The organism is Streptomyces sp. NPDC021080 (genome assembly GCF_044333225.1).
GTDB lineage: Bacteria > Actinomycetota > Actinomycetes > Streptomycetales > Streptomycetaceae > Streptomyces.
In genome coordinates this window covers 482,182-503,805 of sequence record NZ_JBIRQM010000006.1, presented here as the reverse complement: position 1 = coordinate 503,805, position 21,624 = coordinate 482,182, and the positions used below count along the sequence as shown (strand labels likewise).

The following is a 21,624-nucleotide window of genomic DNA, read 5'->3' as shown; positions in this document are numbered from 1 at the left end:
GACCGGTCGCACCCCCGTACGACGAGGACCCGGTCTCATATGAGGCCAGGTGACGCCTTCCGGTCAAGAGTCCGGCGCACATGCACGCGCGCGTGAAGGACCGCGGGGGGCCCGGGACACCGGGCGCGGTCCGCCACCGCTTCGCCCGGACGGGCTCAGGAGGCCGGATCGGACTCCGGTGCCGGCATGCCCTGGGTGGCCTGGCGGGCGGAGAGCGCGCCGTTGAAGCGCGTGAGGAGCGCGCAGAACACCTCACGCTCCTCCGGCGCCCAATCGTGTGTCAGCTCGGCCATCAACTGACGCCGGGACATGCGTACTTCGTCCAGCCGGGACTGGCCGCGCGGGGACAGCTGGAGCACCACGGCGCGTCCGTCCTCGGGGTGCGAGGTGCGCTTGACGAGTCCGGTGTCGACCAGCGGGGCGACCTGCCGGGTGACCGTCGAGGAGTCGATGCCCATGCTCGCCGCGAGCGCCTTGACGCCCATCGGGCCTTCCTTGTCGAGGCGGTTGAGCAGCAGGTAGGCGGCCCGGTCCATGGAGTTGCGCACCTGCCCCACCCCGCCGAGCCGGGTCTGTTCCGCACGGCGCGCGAAGACCGCGACCTCGTGCTGAAGGGCTTCGAGAAGACCGGTGTCACCGACGGTCGTCATGTCCATCGACATCTCTGGTGTAGTGGGCATGGCCGGGGGCTCAATTCATGCGTGGGGAGCTGGGTTGGGGGACAGGTTACGCGGCCCGGGCGCGGGCCGTACCGGCGCTGCGCAAACCGAGTCTCGGAGGGTGGTCACCACCGGGGCGCGCCCGCCTGAACTGCGAGACTGGTGGTCATGAGCTACAGCACGGCTGACTCCTTTCCCAGTGTGACTCTCGACGACGTGCGCGGCGCGCAGAAGATGCTCTCGGGAGTCGCGCGGGTGACCGCGATGGAGGGCAGCCGGTATCTGTCCCGGCTGGTGGGCGCGCCCGTGCAGTTCAAGTGCGAGAACCTCCAGCGGACGGGGTCGTTCAAACTGCGCGGCGCGTACGTGCGGATCGCGGGCCTGCTCCCTGAGGAGCGCGCCGCGGGTGTCGTCGCGGCGAGCGCGGGCAACCACGCGCAGGGCGTCGCCCTCGCCTCCTCGTTGCTCGGTGTGCGGTCCACCGTGTTCATGCCGAACGGCGCCCCGCTGCCGAAGGTCGCGGCCACCCGCGAGTACGGCGCCGAAGTGAGGCTGTACGGACAGGTGGTCGACGAGACCTTGGCCGCGGCGCAGGAGTACGCGCGGCGCACCGGCGCCGTGTTCATCCACCCCTTCGACCACCCCGACGTCATCGCGGGCCAGGGCACGGTGGGCCTGGAGATCCTGGAACAGTGCCCGGAGGCGCGCACGATCGTCCTGGGCATCGGCGGCGGCGGGCTCGCGGCGGGCGTGGCCCTCGCGGTGAAGTCGCTGCGCCCGGACATCCGGATCATCGGGGTGCAGGCGGAGGGCGCGGCGGCGTACCCGCCCTCGCTCGCCGCCGGCCGGCCGCTGTCGATCGAGAACCCGGCCACGATGGCCGACGGCATCAGGGTCGGCCGCCCCGGCGACGTGCCGTTCCGCCTGGTCGAGGAACTGGTCGACGAGGTCCGTACGGTCTCCGAGAACGACCTGTCCAGCGCGCTGCTGCTGTGCCTGGAGCGCGCCAAACTGGTCGTCGAGCCGGCCGGCGCGAGCTCGGTGGCGGCGCTGCTGCGCGATCCCGGCTCCTTCGAGGGTCCGGTGGTGGCGCTGCTGTCGGGCGGGAACGTGGATCCGCTCCTGATGCAGCGCATCCTGCGGCACGGCATGGCGGCGGGCGGCCGCTATCTGGCGGTCACGCTGCGGCTCACCGACCGGCCCGGCGCCCTCGCCACGCTCCTCGGGGTGTTGTCAGTGGCGGACGCTAACGTCCTCGACGTGAGCCACGTACGGACCGATCCACGGCTCGGGCTCACGGAGGTGGAGGTCGAACTGCACCTGGAGACGAAGGGTCACGAGCACTGCGCCGAGGTGAATCTGGCGCTGCGCGAGGCGGGGTACACGGTCATCGACTGAGGCCGGAGCCACCCGCGGAGCCCACCCGCGGAGTCGGGTCGTCCCACTCGGAAAAATCCGTTGAGTGACGCGATACATCGCGTTACGGTGGGTGTCCGGATCGGCGGCGACGGGGCCGGGCCGATGACTTTTCCGTCGTGCACGAGTCTCCAGTACGCGCACATCCGCAAGCACACGCACACCCGAAAATTCCCCAACGACGTGGAGAACACTCATGCCAGGCGCCATATATGCCGAAGGCCTGGTGAAGACCTTCGGTGACGTAAGGGCTCTGGACGGCGTCGACCTCGATGTCCCGGAAGGCACCGTGCTCGGCCTGCTCGGGCCGAACGGCGCGGGCAAGACGACCGCGGTCCGCTGTCTGACGACCCTGCTGCGCCCCGACAGCGGCAGGGCCGTCGTCGCGGGAGTCGACGTGCTCAAGGACCCCGACGCGGTACGGCGCAGGGTCGGCCTGTCCGGACAGTTCGCGGCGGTCGACGAATACCTGACCGGCCGCGAGAACCTCCAGATGGTCGGACAGCTCTACCAGATGAAGGCGAAGGCCGCGAAGGTCCGCGCGGCCGAGCTGCTGGAGCAGTTCAACCTCGCCGACGCCGCCGACCGCACCGCGAAGACGTACTCGGGCGGTATGCGACGCCGGCTCGACCTGGCGGCGGCCCTGGTCGTGTCGCCCCCGGTGATGTTCATGGACGAGCCGACCACCGGCCTCGACCCGCGCAACCGCCAGCAGCTGTGGGACGTGATCAAGCAACTGGTCTCCGGCGGTACGACACTGCTGCTGACCACCCAGTACCTCGAAGAGGCCGACCACCTCGCGCACGACATCTGCGTGGTCGACCACGGCCGCGTCATCGCCCGCGGCACCGCCGACGAGCTCAAGGCGCAGACCGGCGGCGAGCGCGTCGAGGTCGTCGTGCACGAGCGCGAGCACATCGCGACCGCCTCCGAGGTGCTGCGCGGCTTCGGCAAGGGCGAGACGACGGTCGAGGAGCACACCCGCAAGCTCACCGTGCCCGTCACCGGCGGCGCGAAGCTCCTCGCGGAGGTGATCCGCGAGCTGGACACCCGCGGCATCGAGATCGACGACATCGGCCTGCGCCGCCCCACCCTCGACGACGTCTTCCTCTCGCTCACCGGCCATGTGGCCGAGGAGAACGGCGGGCCGGCGGACACCAGGGGCGGCAGGGCCAAGGACGCCCGGACCGGCAGGAGCGAGAAGGAGACCGTGAAGTGAGCACCGTCAGTGACGCCGTGCGGATCACGGCACCCTCGAACCCGGTCTACCAGTCCGTCCGGGACTCCCTGGTCATCGCACGCAGGAACCTGATCCGCATGAGCCGGATCCCGGAGATGGTCATCTTCGGACTGATCCAGCCGATCATGTTCGTGGTGCTGTTCACCTATGTCTTCGGCGGGTCCATGAAGATAGGCGGCAGTACCAGCGCCACCGACTACACCAACTTCCTGATGGCCGGCATCTTCGCCCAGACGGTCACCTTCGCCACCGCGGGCGCCGGCGCGGGCATCGCCGACGACATGCACAAGGGCCTCATCGACCGCTTCCGGTCGCTGCCCATGGCGCGGGGCGCGGTGCTCACCGGCCGCACCCTGGCCGACCTCGTGCAGACCGCGCTGACCCTGCTGGTCCTCGCGGTGGTCGCCCTGATGGTCGGCTGGCGGGTCGGCTCGGACGGCAGCACGAACGCGTTCCGCGTCATGGGCGCCTTCGGGCTGCTGCTCCTGCTCGGGTACGCGTTCACCTGGATCGGCGCGCTCATCGGCCTGTCCGTGCGGACACCCGAGGCGGCCACCTCCGGCGGGCTGATCTGGCTCTTCCCGGTCACGTTCATCTCGAACGCGTTCGTGGACACCAGCAACATGACCCCCTGGCTGCGCCATGTCGCGGACTGGAACCCCTTCAGCGCCACCGTCCAGGCGTGCCGGGTGCTGTTCGCCAATCCGGGGGTGTCGACGTCCGGCGCCTGGCCCATGCAGCATCCCGTCTGGGCCTCGCTGGTCTACTCGGTCCTGATCGTGGTGATCTTCCGGACGCTCGCCGTCCGCAAGTACCGCTCGGCGACGGCGTGACGCAGCACCCGGCGACGGCGTGACCACGGATGCGTCGATCGGCGTGATCGGCGCGGACATGGCGATGCCCCCGGCGTGCGGCCGGGGGCATCGTCGTCGCTGGTCGGGGGCTCAGCCCTGATAGGGCACGGCCTTGAGGATCCTCACCGATGCGAGCTTGCCGTTCGGCAGCTCGTACTGGGCGTCCTCGCCGACCTTCTTGCCGGTCACACCGGAGCCCAGCGGGGACTGCGGCGAGTACGTCTCGATGTCGGAGCTCGCGTATTCACGCGAGGCGAGCAGGAAGTCCAGGGTGTCGTCCTCGTCGCCGTCGAAGGCGATGGTGACGACCATGCCCGGCGCGACCACGCCGTCCGCCGCGGGAGCCTCGCCGACCTTGGCCTTCTCCAGGAGCTGGGTCAGCTGGCGCACACGGAGTTCCTGCTTGCCCTGCTCTTCCTTGGCCGCGTGGTACCCGCCGTTCTCGCGCAGGTCGCCCTCCTCGCGCGCAGCCGCGATCTTGGCGGTGATCTCCGTGCGCGCGGGACCAGACAGGTACTCCAGCTCGGCCCTGAGCTGGTTGTACGCCTCCTGGGTCAGCCAGGTGACGTTCTCGCTGGTCTGGGTCACAGGTGCTCCTCGTAGGTACTGGGAATACAAAGCATCGCCCTACCCAGAAGCATGTTCTTTCACGGGTGGGCGAAACCACGAGCCTAACAATTCAGCGGCTCCGAGGGGAGGACATAAGACATCAGAATTTCATCGGCGCAGGTCAGGCGCTGGTCGCCCCGAGTGATTCCGGCCACGACCGACGGCGCCGGGCAGGGGCGGCGGCGCCGCTCAGCCCGCGTGACAGCCGAGGAGTTCCGCCGTGGAGCCCCGGGCCGTCGTACGCAGGGTGACCACCTTGTCGAGGCGGGACGAGTGCTGGTCGAAGCGGAAGTCCGCGCGGCCCACCTCGACGCCGTCCGCGCTCTGCGAACGCAACGTGCAGTAACCCTTCGTACCCGCGTCCTTGTGCACCTCCAGGTGCACCTCGACCGCGCTGTCCGAGACGGCCTCGAAGGTGATCACCTGGGCACTGATCTCGGCGCCGGCGATGTAGTCGTAGCCGAACCAGCCGACCAGGCCGATCAGGGCGACACCCAGGACGCCGCCGATGATCCTGAGCTTCCGGTCGGCACGCTCGTCCGCGGAGCGGCCGTACCGGCCCTCGGGCAGCTGCGCGCTCGCCGTGGTCATGATCGTCCTCTCGGCCGGGGTTCCTGGGGCGGACCCCGGAATTATTCGCCCCCCGATTCCGTCACTATAGAAGCCGCCCGCAGCGCGGAATCACGCCGGGCGCCGACAGCCGACCTACTCAGGCGACAGCCGACTGACCGAGGATTGAGTCTTGACTGACCAGCTGCGACTGATGGCCGTGCACGCCCACCCCGACGACGAGTCGAGCAAGGGTGCGGCCACCATGGCGAAGTACGTGTCCGAGGGGGTGGACGTGCTGGTCGTGACCTGCACGGGCGGGGAGCGCGGCTCCATCCTCAACCCCAAGCTTCAGGGCGACACGTACATCGAGGAGAACATCCACGAGGTGCGCAAGAAGGAGATGGACGAGGCCCGCGAGATCCTCGGCGTCAAGCAGGAGTGGCTCGGCTTCGTCGACTCGGGCCTGCCCGAGGGCGACCCGCTGCCGCCGCTGCCCGAGGGCTGCTTCGCCCTGGAGGACATCGACAAGGCGGCCGGCGAGCTGGTCAAGCAGATCCGCTCGTTCCGCCCGCAGGTGATCACCACGTACGACGAGAACGGTGGCTACCCGCACCCCGACCACATCATGACCCACAAGATCTCGATGGTGGCCTTCGAGGGCGCCACGGACACCGAGAAGTACCCGGAGTCCGAGTTCGGGCCGGCGTTCCAGCCGCAGAAGCTCTACTACAACCAGGGCTTCAACCGCCCGCGCACCGAGGCGCTGCACCACGCGCTCCTGGACCGCGGGATGGAGTCGCCGTACGGGGACTGGCTGAAGCGCTGGAGCGAGTTCGAGCGCACCGAGCGCACCCTGACCACGCACGTTCCGTGCGGGGACTTCTTCGAGATCCGTGACAAGGCGCTGATCGCGCACGCCACGCAGATCGACCCGGACGGCGGCTGGTTCAAGGTCCCGATGGACGTCCAGCGGGAGGTCTGGCCGACCGAGGAGTACGAGCTCGCGAAGTCCCTCGTGGACACGTCCCTCCCCGAGGACGACCTCTTTGCGGGCATCCGCGACAATGCCTGACATGAGCGCAAGCCTGGCACTGACGCACCTCGTCCCCCTCGCCAAGGAGGTCGACGAGAACAAGGTCACCCCCGGCGTCCTCGGCTTCATCGTCTTCGCGGTGATGGCCCTGGCCGTCTGGGGTCTGATGAAGTCCATGAACCGTCACATGGGCAAGGTCACCTTCGAGCAGGACCCCGAGAACGAGGCGGTGTCCGCCGACGGCACCGGCTCCGGCGGGAAGACCGCTCCCGCCAAGGGCTGAGCCGGAGCCCGCGGGCGCCCCGGCCCTGCGGGAACCCGGGCCCCGCGGGCACCCCGGCCTTCGTGGAAGCGGACGCCCGGGCCCTGCGGGCGCCCAGGTCCTGCGGACGCCCGGGCCCTGCGGGAGCCCCGGCCGCGATTCATGACCGGCGGCCCGGTGTGAGGCCTTTCCGGCGCACGCCGGGCTTCGGCGCGCGCCCGGAAGGCCGGCCGTCTCACATCGGCACCGTCACGCCCATCACGTCGCGGGCGTGGCGGCCCGGGACCATGCCCAGGCGCCAGGCCTGCCAGCCCGCGTCCAGGTTCACGCCGCGCTCCAGCAGCAGCCGGTACGCCTCGATGAAGTCGTCCAGCCCGCCGTCGCGGGTGGCGTGGCCGGCCCGCGAGAGCTGCGACAGCTCCTCCACGGCCACCGCGGCGCCCACCTCGTGGCCGCCCGGCGCCGCGTAGGGGAGCAGGGTGCAGCGCAGGAAGCGGGCCCAGTCCTCCCCGCGGCGGTCGCCGTACGAGGCGAACAGGCCGACGGCCTCGTCGCACAGGGACAGCGCCTGCTGGGTGCGGGCGTTGCCGGCGTCGACGACGGCGAGCTCCAGGCAGGTCCACGCCTCGCCGTGGGCCACCCCGATGCGCTGGAAGTCCGCGCGGGCGTCGACGAGCAGCTGGCGGGCGAAGCCCGAGTTCCGCAGCGAGCCCGTCTGCGCGGCGCGCTGGTCGCGGGTCACCCGGGCCGAGTGGTGGCGGGCGCAGGCCAGGCCGTAGACGTCCCGCATGCGCGAGAACATCGTCCGGGAGCGCTCCAGCTCCCGCACCGCCTGGTCCAGGCCGCCGGTCTCCTCCAGGGCCTGGCCCAGGTAGTAGAGCGTCCACGCCTCGCCGCGCGCGTCCTCGTTCTCACGGTGCCGGGAGGCCGCCTGGCGCAGCCCGTCGGCCGCGGCGGACGGGTCGCCCCCGACGAGCCGGGCGCGGGCGAGCTGGGTGAGCGCCCAGGCCTCGCCGCGGGCGTCGCGCGTCCGGCCGTACAGGTCGAGCGCCTCGCGCAGCTCACGCTCGGCGCGCGGCACGTCGCCCATCCGCAGACCCAGCTGGCCGAGCTGGAAGTGGGCCCAGGCCTCACCGTGCACCGAACCGCTCTCGCGGTGCAGGACCAGGGCCTCGGTGAGCAGGCCGAGAGCCTGGCCGAGCCGGGATCTGTCGCGCTCCACCGCCGCGAGCGCGTGCATCGTCCAGGCGCGGTCGGCCGCGAGCTCGGGTGCGGCCTGCAGGTCCATGGCCTCCTGGAGCTTGGCCGCCGCCTCGACGAGGGCGCCCTGGTGGTGCAGCGTGATCCCGAGGGAGCACAGCGCCCTGGCGGCCCCCGCGTCGTGATGGGCCTCGAAATACAGGTCCACCACCGCGGCCAGGGTCGTCCGCGCCTTGTCCAGCTCGCCGAGCTGGCGGGCCGCGATACCGGTGCGCCACTGCACCGAGCGGACCAGCAGCCCCTGGTCGACGGCCTGGGTCAGCTCGCTGATCTCGCCCAGCCGGTACAGGTCGCCGCGCAGCAGGCAGTAGTCGCACAGGGCGCCCAGGAGGTGAAGCACCGCCGCCTGGTCCACCCCCTCCGCGTGCCGCAGGGCCGCGGTGATGAAGCTCGACTCGTCGTCGAGCCAGCGCAGCGCGGCGTCCAGGGAGGTGAAGCCCTGCGGCCCGAACTGGTCGGCGCGCGTCGATGTCCTGCCGTCCACCAGCCGGATCACCGAGTCGGCGAGCTCCGCGTAGTTCACGATCAGGCGCTCCTGCGCCGCCGTGCGCTCCGAGGCCTCCTCCTCGTCGAGGAGACGGGCCGCGGCGAAGGCCCGCACGAGATCGTGCAGGCGGTAGCGGCTGCCGCGCACATGGTCGATCAGGCCCGCCCGGGACAGGTCGGTCAGATGGCGGACGGCCTCGGGTTCGTCCGTCGCGAGCAGGGACGCCGCCGCTGCCGCGCCCAGCGAGGCCCGGCCGGCCAGGGCCAGCCGGCGCAGCAGTCTGCGCGCCGTGTCCGACTGGTCCGTGTAGCGCAGCCACAGCACCCGCTCGACGGGTTCCACGGGGCCGTACGCCGCGAGGTCGCCGGCCAGAGCGCGGGGGGTGCGGGGGCCGAGCGAGGAGCCCGCGATCCGCAGGGCCAGCGGCAGACCGCCGCACAACTCCCGTATGCGTTCGGAGGATTCGGCGTCGTACGGGCCGGACGCGTCCTGGGCCGCCGCGCTCAGCAGTTCCTCGGAGCCCGCCGCGTCCAGTGCCTCCACGGGGAGCTGGTGCACCCAGGCGGCCAGACCGGCGGGCAGGTCGAGCGGCCTTCGCGCGGTGACCAGGACCAGGCTGTCGGAGCGCTCGGGGACCAGGGTGCTCACCTGCTCGGCGTCGCTCGCGTCGTCCAGCACGATCGTCACGGGCAGGCCCGTCAGATGCTGGTGGTACAGCTCGCTCAGCCGTTTGACCTGCTGGTCCTGCGAGGACCGTTCGCGGAAGAGGAGCTGTTCGCGCGGGGCGCCCAGCCGGTTCAGCAGGTGGAGCAGCGCGTCGCGGGTGGTGAGCGGCGGATCGTCCGGGCTGCCGCCCCGCAGGTCGACCACGCACGCGCCGCGGAACTGGTCCTTGAGGGCATGGGCCGCCCGGACCGCCAGCGCGCTGCGGCCGGAGCCGGGCGCGCCGTGGAGCACCACGACGGTCGGCTTCGTCTCCGTGCTCGCCCGGGCCGCGTGAACCCAGCGCGCGATCCGTGACAGTTCGCCCCGGCGCCCGGTGAACGGGCCGTCCTGCTCGGGGAGCTGGCCGAAGGACTGCTCGAGCACGCTGCGCCGGCGGGCCGCGGCGCTCTTGTCGGTGCGGCGCAGCTGGGGCGCGCCCTTCTTGGCGCCGGTGGTGGCGCTGAGCACCCGCTGCTGGTCGAGGAACGGGCGGACACCGCGCACCTCCAGGGCGGTCAGCCACTGCAGGCGCAGCTGCTCGGGGCCGCCGGGCTGTCCCAGGGCTCCGGCGCGGCGGCTCGCGGCGGGTACGTGCGCGGCCGTCACCTTGAGGACGGTGGCGCTCGCGCCCGCCACGGCCACGGCCGCTCCGGTGCCCACGGCCGTGCCGGCGCCGGTGCCGAGGGCCAGGTCGCAGGCGACGGCCGCGACCGCGCCGACCGCGGCCACCAGCAGGGGAGTTCCCGGTCCCTCGCGCGCGAACCGCTGCCCGAAGGTCTGCCGTCCCGCCTCGGACTCGTCCAGTGCCCGTGTGTAGGCCGTGTACTCCTCGGCGGCCGTCTCCGCCATCGCGTCGAGCGAGGCCCGCGCCCGTGACAACAGGGCGCCGCCGTCCGCGCGCCCCCCTGAGCGGCGCACCTCCTCCTCGACGGCCCGGACCAGCAGCCGCTCGGCCTCAGCCCGATGGCCGTCCCGCATGTCGCGTCCCCCTCCGGCAGCAACTCCCTTGCCTACGAGTGTCCTTCGGCGGGGGCGCGAGCGCGAGGGGGCGTCGATCATTCGGACGGAACGGTGTTCGCAGTATCCATGATTGACATTGTGTAGTGCTTCATTTCGAGAAAAAGGGGATCAAAGGTCCACTCCTGCCCATTCTTTCTCTTGAGTGGGAGGACTGACATGCGTGAGGACCAGGCGACGTTGGTCGGGCTGGGGTTCGGCCCGGAGGAGTTGGCGGCACTGAAGCTGGACAAGCCCGCGACGGCGGAACCGTCCGGGCTCATGGATGCCTATCTGCGACGCAGCAGCAGGAAGGAGGACCTGGCCACGCTGCGGGGACATGTGCGCGACATGGTGCGTTGGGCGCAGATGAACGGACTTCAGATCCGGCGCGTCTGGTTCGAGCAGCTCTCGGCGTCCAAGACCTCTGTGCGACGAAGGGAGTTCGAGAAGGCCACGCAATCGATCATGGAGGGCAGGTCCAGGACGCTCGGGGTGTGGAAGACGGACCGCTTCGACCGCCGAGGTATGGGTGCGGTCGGCAGAATGCTCGACGAGTTCGATCGCCGGCAGGCGCGGCTCGTGTCCGTCTCCGAAGGCCTGGACTCGGCACGGAGTGGCCGCATGGTCTTCGCCATCCTGAGCGAACGCGCCCGCGAGGAAGCCAAGGACATTGCGCAGCGCGTCAAGACGGGCCATGACGCGCACAAGGCGGAGGGGCGGCGAGGCACGGGCAGACCTCCGTTCGGGCTCCGCAGCGCGCCAGGGAGCGGAAAGGTCGAGCCCCACCCCGATGAATACGGAACGGCCCGCAGGCTGGCGGACCTGCTGCTCGCCGGCAAGACGACCAAGGACACGGCCCACAAACTCGACGAGGAGGGCCATCGGACCCGGAGCGGTGCCACTTGGTCGCCCACGGCGGTGAGCAAGCTCGCTCAGTCCCCGCTCTTCGCGGGCATGGTTCCGGTCCGACGGCGTAAGACGGACGAGCACGGCAACCTCCTTGATGTGTGGGAGGGGTACGGCGAGCCATTGCGCAACGGCGTGGGCGAGATCGTTCTGTGCGGCACGGGCGTGGTGACCTCTGCGGAGTGGTTCAGGATCAAGGCGCTCATCGCCGGGCGGACCGACACGCGGTGGGCGAAGGGGAAGCCTGAAGCGAAATACCTGGGAACAGGTAGCTACCGGTGTGGCCGGATCCGTGAAGAGAACGGCACCGGGAAGGGGGAGCCGTGCGGTGGACCGATGAGTCATCGTGGCGGGCGCTATCGGTGCGAGGTGCGCCAGACACGCGGCAGTTCGGTCTGCCGCGGTGTCGTGACCCTCGCCGATCGCATCGACAGGGCTGTCGGACAGGCATGGGTCGACCATGTCGCCGCCCTTGAACCCGATGATCCTGTGGCCGTCGAACTGGCGCGCCGGTGGCTGGCGTTCACGAATCCCGAGACACAGCTGCGCAAGAGTGAAGCTCAGAGGGCGCTCGAAGCCGCGCACCAGCGGGTGAGGAAGCTCGAAGACGACTTCTACGTATACGGGAAGATGGACGAGGAGCGCTTCGAGGAGCTCAGCGAGGGGCAGCGCACCGTCATCGAGAGCATGGCCAGGACCCTTGACGTTCTGGACGCGGAGGCCGCCCTGTCGCCGGTGACGATCGAAAGTCTGCGTGAAGCATGGGACGCGGCGGACATGGCGGACAGGCGGATGCTTCTCAAGTGCACCCTCGGACCCAAGGGTGTGACGGTCAGGCCGGCCGTCCGGCAAGGTGATCACACCCCGATCCTGGAGCGCCTCGAATTCGACTGGATCTCGAAGAAGACCGTCCTCATCGGTTCGTGAGGCCGAGCGGAAGCCGACTCGTGCGCTCGGCTCGGGGAAAGCGCTCCTGCGGAAATGGGTGACAGGACCGGCGCAAGGCCTCGGAGAGCAGAGGTCATCGCCGTACCCACGTGGCACGTGGGCGTGGTTCTGCCGTGTGCGTAAGGATGGAAGCATGGCCAACCGACTTGCGCACGCGACATCCCCGTACCTGCTTCAGCATGCGGACAATCCCGTCGACTGGTGGCAGTGGGAGCCCGCCGCTTTCGAGGAGGCGCGAAGGCGTGATGTGCCGGTCTTCCTGAGCGTGGGCTACAGCGCTTGTCACTGGTGTCATGTTCTCGCTCACGAGAGCTTCGAGGACGAGACGACAGCGGCCTACATGAATGAGCACTTCGTCAACATCAAGGTGGACCGTGAGGAGCGGCCCGACGTCGATGCTGTCTACATGGAGGCGGTACAGGCCGCGACCGGACAGGGCGGCTGGCCCATGTCCGTGTTCATGACCGCCCAAGGCGAGCCCTTCTACTTCGGTACGTACTTCCCGCCCGAGCCCCGCCATGGGTCGCCGTCCTTCCGCCAGGTGCTCGAAGGCGTTCACGGCGCATGGGCGAGCAGACGTGACGAGGTCGGGGAAGTCGCCGAGAAGATCACTCGTGACCTGGCGGGGCGGGAACTGGATCACGGTGCGGGCGGTCTTCCGGGGGAGAGCGAGCTTTCGCAGGCACTGCTGGGAATCACTCGGGACTACGACCCGGCCAGCGGCTGGCTGGGCGGTGGGGACACGAAGTTCCCGCCGAGCATGGTGATCGAATTCCTGTTGAGGCATCACGCCCGGACACAATCCGAGGCCGCCCTGGAGATGGCCGAGGGAATCCGCGACGCCATGGCGCGCTCGAGCCTCTTCGACCAGTTGGGCGGCGGGTTCCACCGCTACGTCCTGCGGCAGCGGCCGGGTGGACCTCTGGTCCCGCACTTCGAGAAGATGCTCTACGACAACGCGCTCCTGTGCCGGGCCTACGCCCATCTGTGGCGTTCCACGGGGTCCGGGCTCGCCCGGCGGGTGGCGCTGGAGACGGCGGACTTCATGGTGCGTGAACTGCGCACCCAGGAGGGCGGGTTCGCCTCCGCGCTCGACGCCGACAGCGACGACGGCACCGGCCGGCACGTCGAGGGCGCGTACTACGTGTGGACGCCGGAGCAGTTGCGCGAGGTGCTCGGCGACGCGGACGCCGAGCTCGCCGCGCAGTACTTCGGGGTGACCGAGGAGGGCACCTTCGAGGAGGGTGCCTCCGTGCTCCAGCTTCCGCAGGCGGAGGGGGTCTTCGACGCGGACCGGATCGCCTCCGTGCGGGAGCGCCTGCTGGCCGCGCGGGCCGGGCGGCCGGCGCCGGGGCGCGACGACAAGGTGGTCGCCGCCTGGAACGGGCTCGCCGTGGCCGCCCTCGCCGAGACCGGCGCCTACTTCGACCGCCCCGACCTGGTGGAGGCCGCGATCGGCGCCGCCGACCTGCTCGTACGGCTGCACATGGACGACCGGGCGCGGCTGGTGCGTACGAGCAAGGACGGGCGGGCGGGCGCCCACGCTGGGGTGCTGGAGGACTACGCGGACGTCGCCGAGGGCTTCCTCGCGCTGACGTCCGTGACCGGGGAGGGGGTCTGGCTGGAGTTCGCCGGGTTCCTGCTCGACCACGTCCTCGCGCAGTTCACGGACGCCGAGTCCGGTGCGCTGTACGACACGGCGGCCGACGCGGAGCGGCTGATCCGCCGTCCGCAGGACCCCACCGACAACGCCACGCCCTCGGGGTGGAGCGCGGCGGCCGGGGCGCTGCTGTCGTACGGCGCGCAGACCGGCGCGGAGCCCCATCGCACCGCCGCCGAGCGGGCGCTCGGTGTGGTGAAGGCGCTCGGACCCCGGGCGCCCCGCTTCATCGGGTGGGGGCTCGCGGTGGCCGAGGCGCTGCTCGACGGTCCCCGGGAGGTCGCGGTGGTGGGCGAGGCGGGTGATCCGGCCACGACGACCCTCGGGCGGACGGCGCTTCTGGGCACCGCGCCGGGTGCCGTGGTGGCGGTGGGGACGCCGGAGAGCGACGAGCTGCCGCTCCTTTCCGGCCGTCCGCTGGTGGACGGGAAACCGGCCGCGTACGTCTGCCGTAACTTCGTCTGCGATGTCCCGGTGACCGATCCCGACCGGCTCCGCGTGGCGCTGAACGGCCGGAAAGCGTAGGTCCCAAGCCGGTCAAACGCCCCCAGAGCGCGAGTAGTTCGGCAATCTGACCGAGTGTGATGAAACACGGTCTTCATCGGATCAACCCTGTGCGCTTCACAGACCCCTCATAGCCTCGGCCCATGACGCGACGGCAGTGATCTGCCGTCGCGTGGGGGGCTTCGGGGGATCTGGGGGGATCTGTTGCTCACGTCTGTCTTCATCGCCGCCGTTTCACTGGCGCTCTTCTGGACGGCCGCTTTCACCCTGTGGTGGCAGATGCACGCGTGGCGCACGCCCGAGGTGCTGGCCTCCACCCGGTTCGGCAGACCCGACGGGGGTGAGAGCCTGTCCTTCTCGCTGCTGCTGCCCGCGCGGCACGAGCAGGCGGTGCTCGACCACACCGTCACGCGACTGCTGGAATCCGGCCACACCGACTTCGAGATCATCGTCATCGTGGGCCACGACGACCCGGAGACCGCCGCGGTGGCCCGGAGCGCCGAGGCGCGCGATCCGCGCGTGCGGGTCGTCGTCGACCACCACGAGAAGAAGAACAAGCCGAAGGCCATGAACACGGCCCTGCCGCACTGCCGCGGCGAGGTGGTCGGGGTCTTCGACGCGGAGGACCAGGTCCACCCGGAGCTGCTCGCCCATGTCGACCACGCGTTCCGCACGACGGGCGCGGACGTCGTCCAGGGCGGCGTGCAGCTCATCAACTTCCACTCCAGCTGGTACAGCCTGCGCAACTGCCTGGAGTACTTCTTCTGGTTCCGCTCCCGCCTGCACCTCCACGCGCAGAAAGGGTTCATCCCGCTCGGCGGCAACACCGTCTTCGTACGGACCGAGGTCCTGCGGGAGGCCGACGGCTGGGACCCGGACTGCCTCGCGGAGGACTGCGACCTCGGCGTGCGGCTGTCCAGCGCCGGCAAGAAGGTCGTCGTCGCCTACGACTCCGACATGGTGACCAAGGAGGAGACGCCGGGTTCCCTGATGTCGCTCCTCAAGCAGCGCACCCGGTGGAACCAGGGCTTCCTGCAGGTCTACCGCAAGCGCGACTGGAAGCAGCTGCCCACCTTCGGCCAGCGGTCGCTCGCCCGCTACACGCTGATGACGCCGTACCTGCAGGCGGTCTCCGGGGTGATCATCCCGCTCAACGTGGCGGTCGCGCTCTTCCTCGACGTGCCGGTCGGGATCGCCTTCGTCACGTTCCTGCCGGCCGTGACCGCCCTGGTCACCTTCGTCTTCGAGCTCGTCGGGCTGCACGACTTCGGCAGGCAGTACGGGCTGCGCGTCCGCACGGTGCACTACCTGAAACTCGTCGCCGGCGGCCCCTTCTACCAGGTGCTGCTCGCGGGTGCCGCCGTGCGCGCCGTCTGGCGCGAGCAACGGGGGCGCAAGGACTGGGAGTTGACCAGTCATGTCGGAGCGCATCTCACCGACGCGACCCGAGAGGACGTTCCCGCGTGACCTCCACCCTTCCCGCGGCGGCCACACCCACGGTCCCCGCGCAGCGGCCTCCCGCGCCCGGAAACACCCCCGCCCCGCCTCCCGGCCCGCGCTCCCGCGGCTCGCGCGCCGACCTGCTCCTGTGCGCGGGCCTGCTCGTGGCGATCCTCCTCGTACAGGGCTGGAACATCGCCGCCTATCCCACCCTCAGCGACGACGAGGGCACCTATCTCGCCCAGGCCTGGGCCGTCCAGCAGGGCAAGGGCCTGGCCCACTACACGTACTGGTACGACCATCCGCCGCTCGGCTGGATCCAGATGGCGCTGCTGACCTGGATCCCCGCGCACCTCAGCCCGTCCCTGATGACGGTGGGCCCGATGCGCCTCGCGATGCTCGTGATCAGCGCCGTGAGCGCGGCCCTGCTGTACGTCCTCGCGCGCCGGCTGTCGCTGCCGCGCTGGGCGGCCGGACTCGCGATGGTCCTCTTCGGGCTCTCCCCGCTCTCGGTCGTGCTCCAGCGGGAGATCTTCCTCGACAACATCGCGGTGATGTGGACGCTGCTCGCGTTCTGCCTGGCCGCGTCGCCGAGCCGTCATCTGTGGCACCACTTCGGCGCGGGTCTCGCGGCCGCGGCCGCCGTGCTGACCAAGGAGACGATGCTGGTCGTCCTGCCCGCGCTGTTCGTCACCATGTGGCGGCACAGCCACCGCGACACCCGGAAGTTCGCGCTCACCGGCGCGGTCACGGCATGCGTGCTGATCGGCGCCGCGTATCCGCTCTTCGCCCTGCTCAAGGGCGAGTTGTTCCCCGGCGGCGGACACGTCTCGCTCTGGGAGGGCATCACCTACCAGATGAGCCGCCCCGGTTCCGGCTTCATCCTGGAACGCGGCACCGGCTCGTACGGGGTCCTGCACTCCTGGCTGTACTACGACCGGATCCTGCCGCTCGGCGGACTCGCCGGAGCCCTGCTGCTCCTGGTCACCCTCCGCCGGTCGGTGACGGCCCGCGCACTGGCCGGACCCGCGCTCGCCGTGGCGATCCTCGCCCTGGTGGCGCTGCGCCCGGGAGGCTACCTTCCCGCGATGTACGTGATCGGGGCGCTCCCCTTCCTCGCCCTCGTCCTCGCCGGAGGCACCGCGAGCGTCGCCCACGCCGTGCTGCGCGGACGGCGGACGAAGGAGGAGCGGACGTACGTGACCTGGGGGCGGCGCGGGCTGGCCGCGGTGCTGGTGACGGCCGCGGGCGCCTATGTCGTGCCCCACTGGTACGACGGTGACCGCACGGCCGTGACGGCGGATGCCAACGCCCCCTACCGGGCGGCCTCCGCCTGGCTGCGGACCGAGGTGGACGATCCGCGGGACACCCGGGTGCTCGTCGACGACGCGCTCTGGCTCGACCTCGTGCACGACGGCTACCGGCCGGGCCTCGGCGCCGTCTGGTTCTACAAGGCGGACCTCGACCCCGCGGTCACGAAGACGATGCCGCGGGGCTGGAAGGACCTCGACTACGTGGTCGCGTCCCCGACGGTACGGCGCGACGCGGCCGACCTGCCGAACGTGCGGGCCGCGATCGCGCACTCCACGCCGGTCGCCACCTTCGGCAGCGGCGCGGACCGCATCGAGATCCGGCGGATCGACGACGGTGCCGGCACCACCGAGACCACCGGCACCACCGACACGGCTCGCTTCGGAGGCAGTCGATGAGCAGTTTCGAGAGCACCGTCCCGGGCGGACTGGGCGAACTCGGCGAACTGGGCGAACCGGCGGCACGCGCCGTCGAGGTCCCCGAGCCGGGTGCCGTCACCATCGTCGTCCCGACCTTCAACGAGTCGGCGAACATAAGGGAGTTGCTGCACCAGATCGGCGAGTCGGTGCCGGTGCGGCTGCCCTGCGAGGTCGTCTTCGTGGACGACTCCACGGACGACACCCCCGAGGTGATCACCGAGGCCGCGCGGGACTGCCCGTTCCCGGTGACCGTGCTGCACCGCGAGGTGCCCGAGGGCGGGCTCGGCGGCGCCGTGGTCGAGGGACTCAAGGCGGCGACCTCGCAGTGGATCGTCGTCATGGACGGGGACTGCCAGCATCCGCCCTCCCTGGTACCGGAACTGGTCGCGTCCGGCGAGCGGACGAACGCGGGTCTCGTGGTCGCCAGCCGGTACATCAAGGGCGGCAGCCGGGAAGGGCTCGCGGGCGGCTACCGGATCGCGGTGTCGCGCGGTGCGACCTGGCTGGCCAAGTCGCTCTTCCCGCGCAGACTGCGCGGCATCAGCGACCCGATGAGCGGGTTCTTCGCGATCCGCCGCAGCGCGGTCACCGCCGAGGTGCTGCGGCCGCTCGGCTACAAGATCCTGCTCGAACTCGCCGTGCGCAGCCGTCCCCGTCAGGTCACCGAGGTGCCGTTCGTCTTCCAGGACCGCTTCGCGGGCGAGTCCAAGTCGGGCGCGCGGGAGGGTTTCCGGTTCCTGCGCCATCTCGTCGGGCTGCGCACCGCCTCGCCGGTGGCCCGCATGGTGGTCTTCGGGCTGCTCGGGGCCACCGGTTTCGTGCCGAACCTGCTCGGTCTGTACGCGCTCACCGCCGCCGGAGTGCACTACGTCCCGGCGGAGGTCCTCGCCAACCAGCTGGGCGTGGCCTGGAACTTCCTGCTCATCGAGCATCTGCTGTTCCGGGAACGCCGACGGCACCGCAAGGGGTGGGACCGGGCGGGCCGGTTCGCGCTGCTCGCCAACGCCGATCTGGTGCTGCGCATCCCGCTGATCGCGCTCTTCGTCGACCGCTTCGGCATGGGCGCCCTGTCCGCCACGGCCCTGGCCCTGGTGACGACGTTCGTCCTGCGCTTCGCCGGGACCGAGGCGCTGGTCTATCTGCCGCGCCGCAACCGCGGGGGCGCGAGCCGCACACCGAGGAGGACCGGGTGAGATTCCGGGGGAGAGCGCGACGGAGAACAGCGCTCCTGGCCGTGACGGGTCTGGCCGCCGGACTGCTGCTGGTGTCACCGCAGCCCGCGTCCGCGGCCGACCTCGTCACCAACCCGGGCTTCGAGACCGACGGCACCGACGGCATGCCGTCCTGCTGGGAGAAGTCCGGCTGGGGCGACAACGACTTCACCTTCGCGACCGTGTCCGACGCCCACTCGGGCACCAGGGCCATGAAGGTCACGCTGACCCGCCGGGTCGACGGCGACCGCAAGGCGCTGATCACCGAGTCCACCGCGTGCGCGCCGGTGGTCACCGCGGGCAGGCAGTACGACCTGGGGCTCTACTACAGGACGACGACCCCCGACGCGGCGATCACGCTGTTCCGGCACGACACCACCGCCGGCTGGCAGTACTGGACCGACCTGAAGACCCTGGACATGGCGGCGGCCTGGACCCCGGCGACGGTGCGCACCCCGGCCGTCCCGGCGGGCACCGACCGCATCACCTGGGGCGTCTCCGTGTACGGCACGGGGTCGGCGACCACCGACGACTACACGATGGAACAGGTCTCCGACCCGATCCCGCCGGCTACCTGCACGGGCACGGCCGACGAGTGCGCGAACGGGAAGTGGACGGTCCTGCCCACGCAGAACCCGGTCCGTTCCATGCACTCCGTCGTCCTGAACAACGGCAAGGTGCTCCTGATCGCGGGCTCCGGGAACAGCGAGGAGAACTTCGGCGCGGGCACGTTCACCTCCGCGGTGTACGACCCGGCGACCGGCTCGTACAAGGTGATCCCCACGCCCAAGGACATGTTCTGCTCCGGGCACGTCCAGCTCGCCGACGGGCGGGTGCTGGTGCTCAGCGGCAACCAGGCGTTCCCGGTCGTGGGCGGGCACGGGTACGAGGGGTACAAGGAGTCGTACGTCTTCGACCCGGTCACCGAGACGTACAGCAGGACCAACGACCTCAACGACGGCCACTGGTATCCGTCCGCCACCGAGCTGGGCAACGGCGACGTCATCTCGTTCGGCGGTCTGCGCGAGGACTCCTCCGGTTCGGTGACCGCCGAGCTCTGGTCGAACGCCCGGCAGCAGTGGCTGCCGCTGTGGCAGGTCAACCAGACGTGGTCGTTCTGGGGCCTGTACCCGTCGATGATCCTGATGCAGGACGGCCGGCTGTTCTACTCGGGCAGCCACGTCTTCGGCAACGGCACCCCGGGCACCGGCTCCGCGATCTACGACTACGACGCCAACACCACGACCGCCGTGCCCGGTCTGCAGAACAAGGACGAACGCGACCAGTCCGCGAGCGTGCTGCTGCCCCCGGCGCAGGACCAGAAGGTCCTCACCCTCGGCGGCGGCAACATCGACTCCAACCCGGCGGCGGGCCGGCTCACCGACGTCATCGACCTGAAGGCCGCGAGCCCGGCGTACACCATGGGTCCGCCGATCCCGCAGGGCGCGGTGGACCTCGGCAACGGCAGAGTGGCCGAGACCGGTGCCCAGGGCAAGATGTACGTCTCCGCGGTCCTGCTGCCCGACGGCAAGGTCCTGGAGACGGGCGGCGCCCTGCACAACCGCGCCGATCCGGTCTACGAGGCGTCGATCTTCGACCCGGCGACCACGACCTTCGACCCGGTGGCCGCCGACCCGGAGGCCCGCGGCTACCACTCCTCCGCGTTCCTGCTGCCCGACGGCCGGGTGATGGCCACCGGCGACAACCCGGGCAACGGCACCTGGAACCACGACGTGTCGGTCTACACCCCGCCCTATCTCCTCAAGGGCACCCGCCCGGCGATCACCTCGGTGATCGACGGCGAGTGGGTCTACGGGGACACGCAGCGCATCACCGTCGACCGGCCGATCGTGAAGGCCGAGCTGATCCGGCCCGCCGCGGTCACGCACTCCTCCGACCCCAACCAGCGGTTCGTGGACCTGCCGCTGAGCGTGGACGGGAACAACGTCGACCTGAACGTGACGAGCAACCCGAACCTGGCGCCGCCCGGCTGGTACATGCTCTTCGCGGTCGACGCCAACGGCGTTCCCTCGGTGGCCAGGTGGGTGCATCTCCAGGGCCCGTCCGCGCTCGCCGCGGACACCGCCTCGGCACACGTCCACTCCTTCGCCGACTCCCCGGCGGGCGCGGTCCGGGGGCCGGGAAAGAAGCGGACCTCGCAGAAGGTGTCCACCACCGTCTCCGGCTGCGACCGCCACTACGGCACGGTCGGCGTCTGTGTGCCGACGGTCTTCCCGGCCGGGGTGAAGCGGACCACGGCCTCCCGCTGCGCCTGGCTGAAGAAGAACGACTACGGACGGCTCAGGATCAACGGGAAGGACGACCCGCTCGGACTCGACCCCGACCGGGACGGACTGGCCTGCGGCGCAAAGGACCTGAGCAGACGCTAGGAACGTCCAAAGGCTCGGGCCGCCCGCCCGTCAGGTCCCGAACTCCGCGAGGGCGCGCTCCACGACGGTCTCCAGCCGGTCGTGGTGCGCGCCCTTCCAGTAGGCGCGCCCGCACTCGGCGCACTGGGCGAAGACGTCGTACGACCGCTCGGTGCCGCTCTCCAGCTGGTCGGCGACCTGCTCCTTGGTGGCCTCGGCGAGCAGGCCGTTGCACGCGGTGCAGCGCGTCCAGGGCTTCAGCTCGGGCGCGAACCGGCCCAGCACGTCCCGCAGTTGGTCGTCGGGGCGGGTGCTGTAGACGAAGCCGCCCGCCCACAGCTCGCGGCGCCGCAGCAGACCGCGGTCGCGGCTGAGCAGGACGCGCCGCTCGGCCGCCGAACGGGCCGCGAGCGCCGGGTCGCCGATGTCGGTGGACTCGTACGCCGTGTCGACGCCGAGCAGGCGCATCCGGCGGGCGAGGGTGCCGAGATGGACGTCCAGGAGGAAGCGCAGCGGCGCGCCGGGGACCCGCTGCGGGCGTTCGACGGCCCGGACCCGCACCGACTCGTCCGCGGCCGGGACGTGCGAGAACGGCACCTCGCGCCCGTCCACGACCAGCGCGCCGACCTCCGTCAGCGGGACGCCCAGCGACTCGACGACATGGCCGAGGGTGGAGACGCCGTCGGTGCCGACGGAGGTGGTCCCGGCGCGGCGGGCGTGCGGGACGAACAGCCCCAGTTCGGGGGCGAATTCGATGTGGATCTCCGGTCCGTTCACGTC

At 70.9% G+C, this 21,624-nt stretch carries 16 protein-coding genes; 11 read left to right on the top strand and 5 right to left on the bottom strand.

Annotated features, from left to right (window positions below; all coding sequences use genetic code 11):
• Positions 1 to 155: 155 nt before the first annotated feature.
• The gene (locus tag ACH4S8_RS18035) at positions 156 to 662 is read right to left on the bottom strand and encodes a MarR family winged helix-turn-helix transcriptional regulator (protein ID WP_398395075.1); all 507 of its coding nucleotides are present in this window, start codon (positions 660 to 662) and stop codon (positions 156 to 158) included.
• Positions 663 to 827: 165 nt separating this feature from the next.
• Here ACH4S8_RS18035 and ilvA point away from each other — a divergent pair, with 165 nt between their 5' ends.
• The 3 genes from ilvA (at position 828) to ACH4S8_RS18020 (ending at position 4,148) form a co-directional block, all read left to right on the top strand.
• Complete coding sequence (gene ilvA, locus ACH4S8_RS18030; RefSeq protein WP_398394929.1) at positions 828 to 2,057, top strand: threonine ammonia-lyase; 1,230 nt, start codon at positions 828 to 830, stop codon at positions 2,055 to 2,057.
• Positions 2,058 to 2,271: 214 nt separating this feature from the next.
• Positions 2,272 to 3,294 carry an ATP-binding cassette domain-containing protein gene (locus ACH4S8_RS18025; RefSeq protein ID WP_398394927.1) on the top strand — a complete coding sequence of 341 codons (1,023 nt, stop codon included), beginning with the start codon at positions 2,272 to 2,274 and terminating at the stop codon, positions 3,292 to 3,294.
• Positions 3,291 to 4,148 (top strand): ABC transporter permease, encoded by an 858-nt coding sequence (locus tag ACH4S8_RS18020; RefSeq protein ID WP_398394925.1) that lies wholly within the window; start codon positions 3,291 to 3,293, stop codon positions 4,146 to 4,148. Before ACH4S8_RS18025 ends, ACH4S8_RS18020 begins: the two co-directional genes overlap by 4 nt.
• A 111-nt stretch (positions 4,149 to 4,259) precedes the next feature.
• On the opposite strand, the gene greA is transcribed toward ACH4S8_RS18020, so the two are convergent.
• Positions 4,260 to 4,757 (bottom strand): transcription elongation factor GreA, encoded by a 498-nt coding sequence (gene greA, locus ACH4S8_RS18015; RefSeq protein ID WP_398394923.1) that lies wholly within the window; start codon positions 4,755 to 4,757, stop codon positions 4,260 to 4,262.
• Between the two features lie 210 nt (positions 4,758 to 4,967).
• The gene (locus tag ACH4S8_RS18010; protein WP_398394921.1) at positions 4,968 to 5,369 is read right to left on the bottom strand and encodes a DUF4307 domain-containing protein; all 402 of its coding nucleotides are present in this window, start codon (positions 5,367 to 5,369) and stop codon (positions 4,968 to 4,970) included.
• A gap of 172 nt (positions 5,370 to 5,541) precedes the next feature.
• On the opposite strand from ACH4S8_RS18010, the gene mca reads away from it, so the two are divergent.
• Together mca and ACH4S8_RS18000 are read left to right on the top strand one after the other, a co-directional pair.
• Positions 5,542 to 6,402 (top strand): mycothiol conjugate amidase Mca, encoded by an 861-nt coding sequence (mca, locus tag ACH4S8_RS18005; protein ID WP_398395073.1) that lies wholly within the window; start codon positions 5,542 to 5,544, stop codon positions 6,400 to 6,402.
• Entirely contained in the window at positions 6,395 to 6,646 is a 252-nt protein-coding gene (locus ACH4S8_RS18000; protein WP_398394919.1) for a hypothetical protein, read from the top strand. The genes mca and ACH4S8_RS18000 overlap by 8 nt, the downstream gene beginning before the upstream one ends.
• Before the next feature lie 214 nt (positions 6,647 to 6,860).
• Here the strand turns inward: ACH4S8_RS18000 and ACH4S8_RS17995 are convergent, their stop codons facing one another.
• Positions 6,861 to 10,055, bottom strand: a complete 3,195-nt coding sequence (locus tag ACH4S8_RS17995; RefSeq protein WP_398394917.1) for a tetratricopeptide repeat protein — start codon at positions 10,053 to 10,055, stop codon at positions 6,861 to 6,863.
• 198 nt (positions 10,056 to 10,253) lie between these two features.
• On the opposite strand from ACH4S8_RS17995, the gene ACH4S8_RS17990 reads away from it, so the two are divergent.
• The 6 genes from ACH4S8_RS17990 to ACH4S8_RS17965 all read left to right on the top strand — a co-directional run bounded on the left by ACH4S8_RS17990 (position 10,254) and on the right by ACH4S8_RS17965 (position 20,865).
• The gene (locus tag ACH4S8_RS17990; protein ID WP_398394915.1) at positions 10,254 to 11,909 is read left to right on the top strand and encodes a recombinase family protein; all 1,656 of its coding nucleotides are present in this window, start codon (positions 10,254 to 10,256) and stop codon (positions 11,907 to 11,909) included.
• A gap of 154 nt (positions 11,910 to 12,063) precedes the next feature.
• On the top strand, positions 12,064 to 14,115 hold the full coding sequence (locus tag ACH4S8_RS17985) for a thioredoxin domain-containing protein (protein WP_398394913.1): 2,052 nt from the start codon (positions 12,064 to 12,066) through the stop codon (positions 14,113 to 14,115).
• A 183-nt stretch (positions 14,116 to 14,298) separates the two neighbouring features.
• Complete coding sequence (locus tag ACH4S8_RS17980) at positions 14,299 to 15,561, top strand: glycosyltransferase (RefSeq protein ID WP_398394911.1); 1,263 nt, start codon at positions 14,299 to 14,301, stop codon at positions 15,559 to 15,561.
• Positions 15,558 to 17,243, top strand: coding sequence for a phospholipid carrier-dependent glycosyltransferase (locus tag ACH4S8_RS17975; RefSeq protein ID WP_398394908.1), 1,686 nt, complete (start codon positions 15,558 to 15,560; stop codon positions 17,241 to 17,243). Before ACH4S8_RS17980 ends, ACH4S8_RS17975 begins: the two co-directional genes overlap by 4 nt.
• Positions 17,240 to 18,457: a glycosyltransferase gene (locus tag ACH4S8_RS17970; RefSeq protein ID WP_398394906.1), complete on the top strand. Its 1,218-nt coding sequence runs from the start codon at positions 17,240 to 17,242 to the stop codon at positions 18,455 to 18,457. The genes ACH4S8_RS17975 and ACH4S8_RS17970 overlap by 4 nt, the downstream gene beginning before the upstream one ends.
• Before the next feature lie 143 nt (positions 18,458 to 18,600).
• Positions 18,601 to 20,865, top strand: coding sequence for a galactose oxidase-like domain-containing protein (locus ACH4S8_RS17965; protein WP_398395071.1), 2,265 nt, complete (start codon positions 18,601 to 18,603; stop codon positions 20,863 to 20,865).
• Positions 20,866 to 20,895: 30 nt separating this feature from the next.
• Here the strand turns inward: ACH4S8_RS17965 and ACH4S8_RS17960 are convergent, their stop codons facing one another.
• Positions 20,896 to 21,621, bottom strand: coding sequence for a Mut7-C RNAse domain-containing protein (locus ACH4S8_RS17960; protein ID WP_398394904.1), 726 nt, complete (start codon positions 21,619 to 21,621; stop codon positions 20,896 to 20,898).
• Positions 21,622 to 21,624 lie beyond the last annotated feature (3 nt).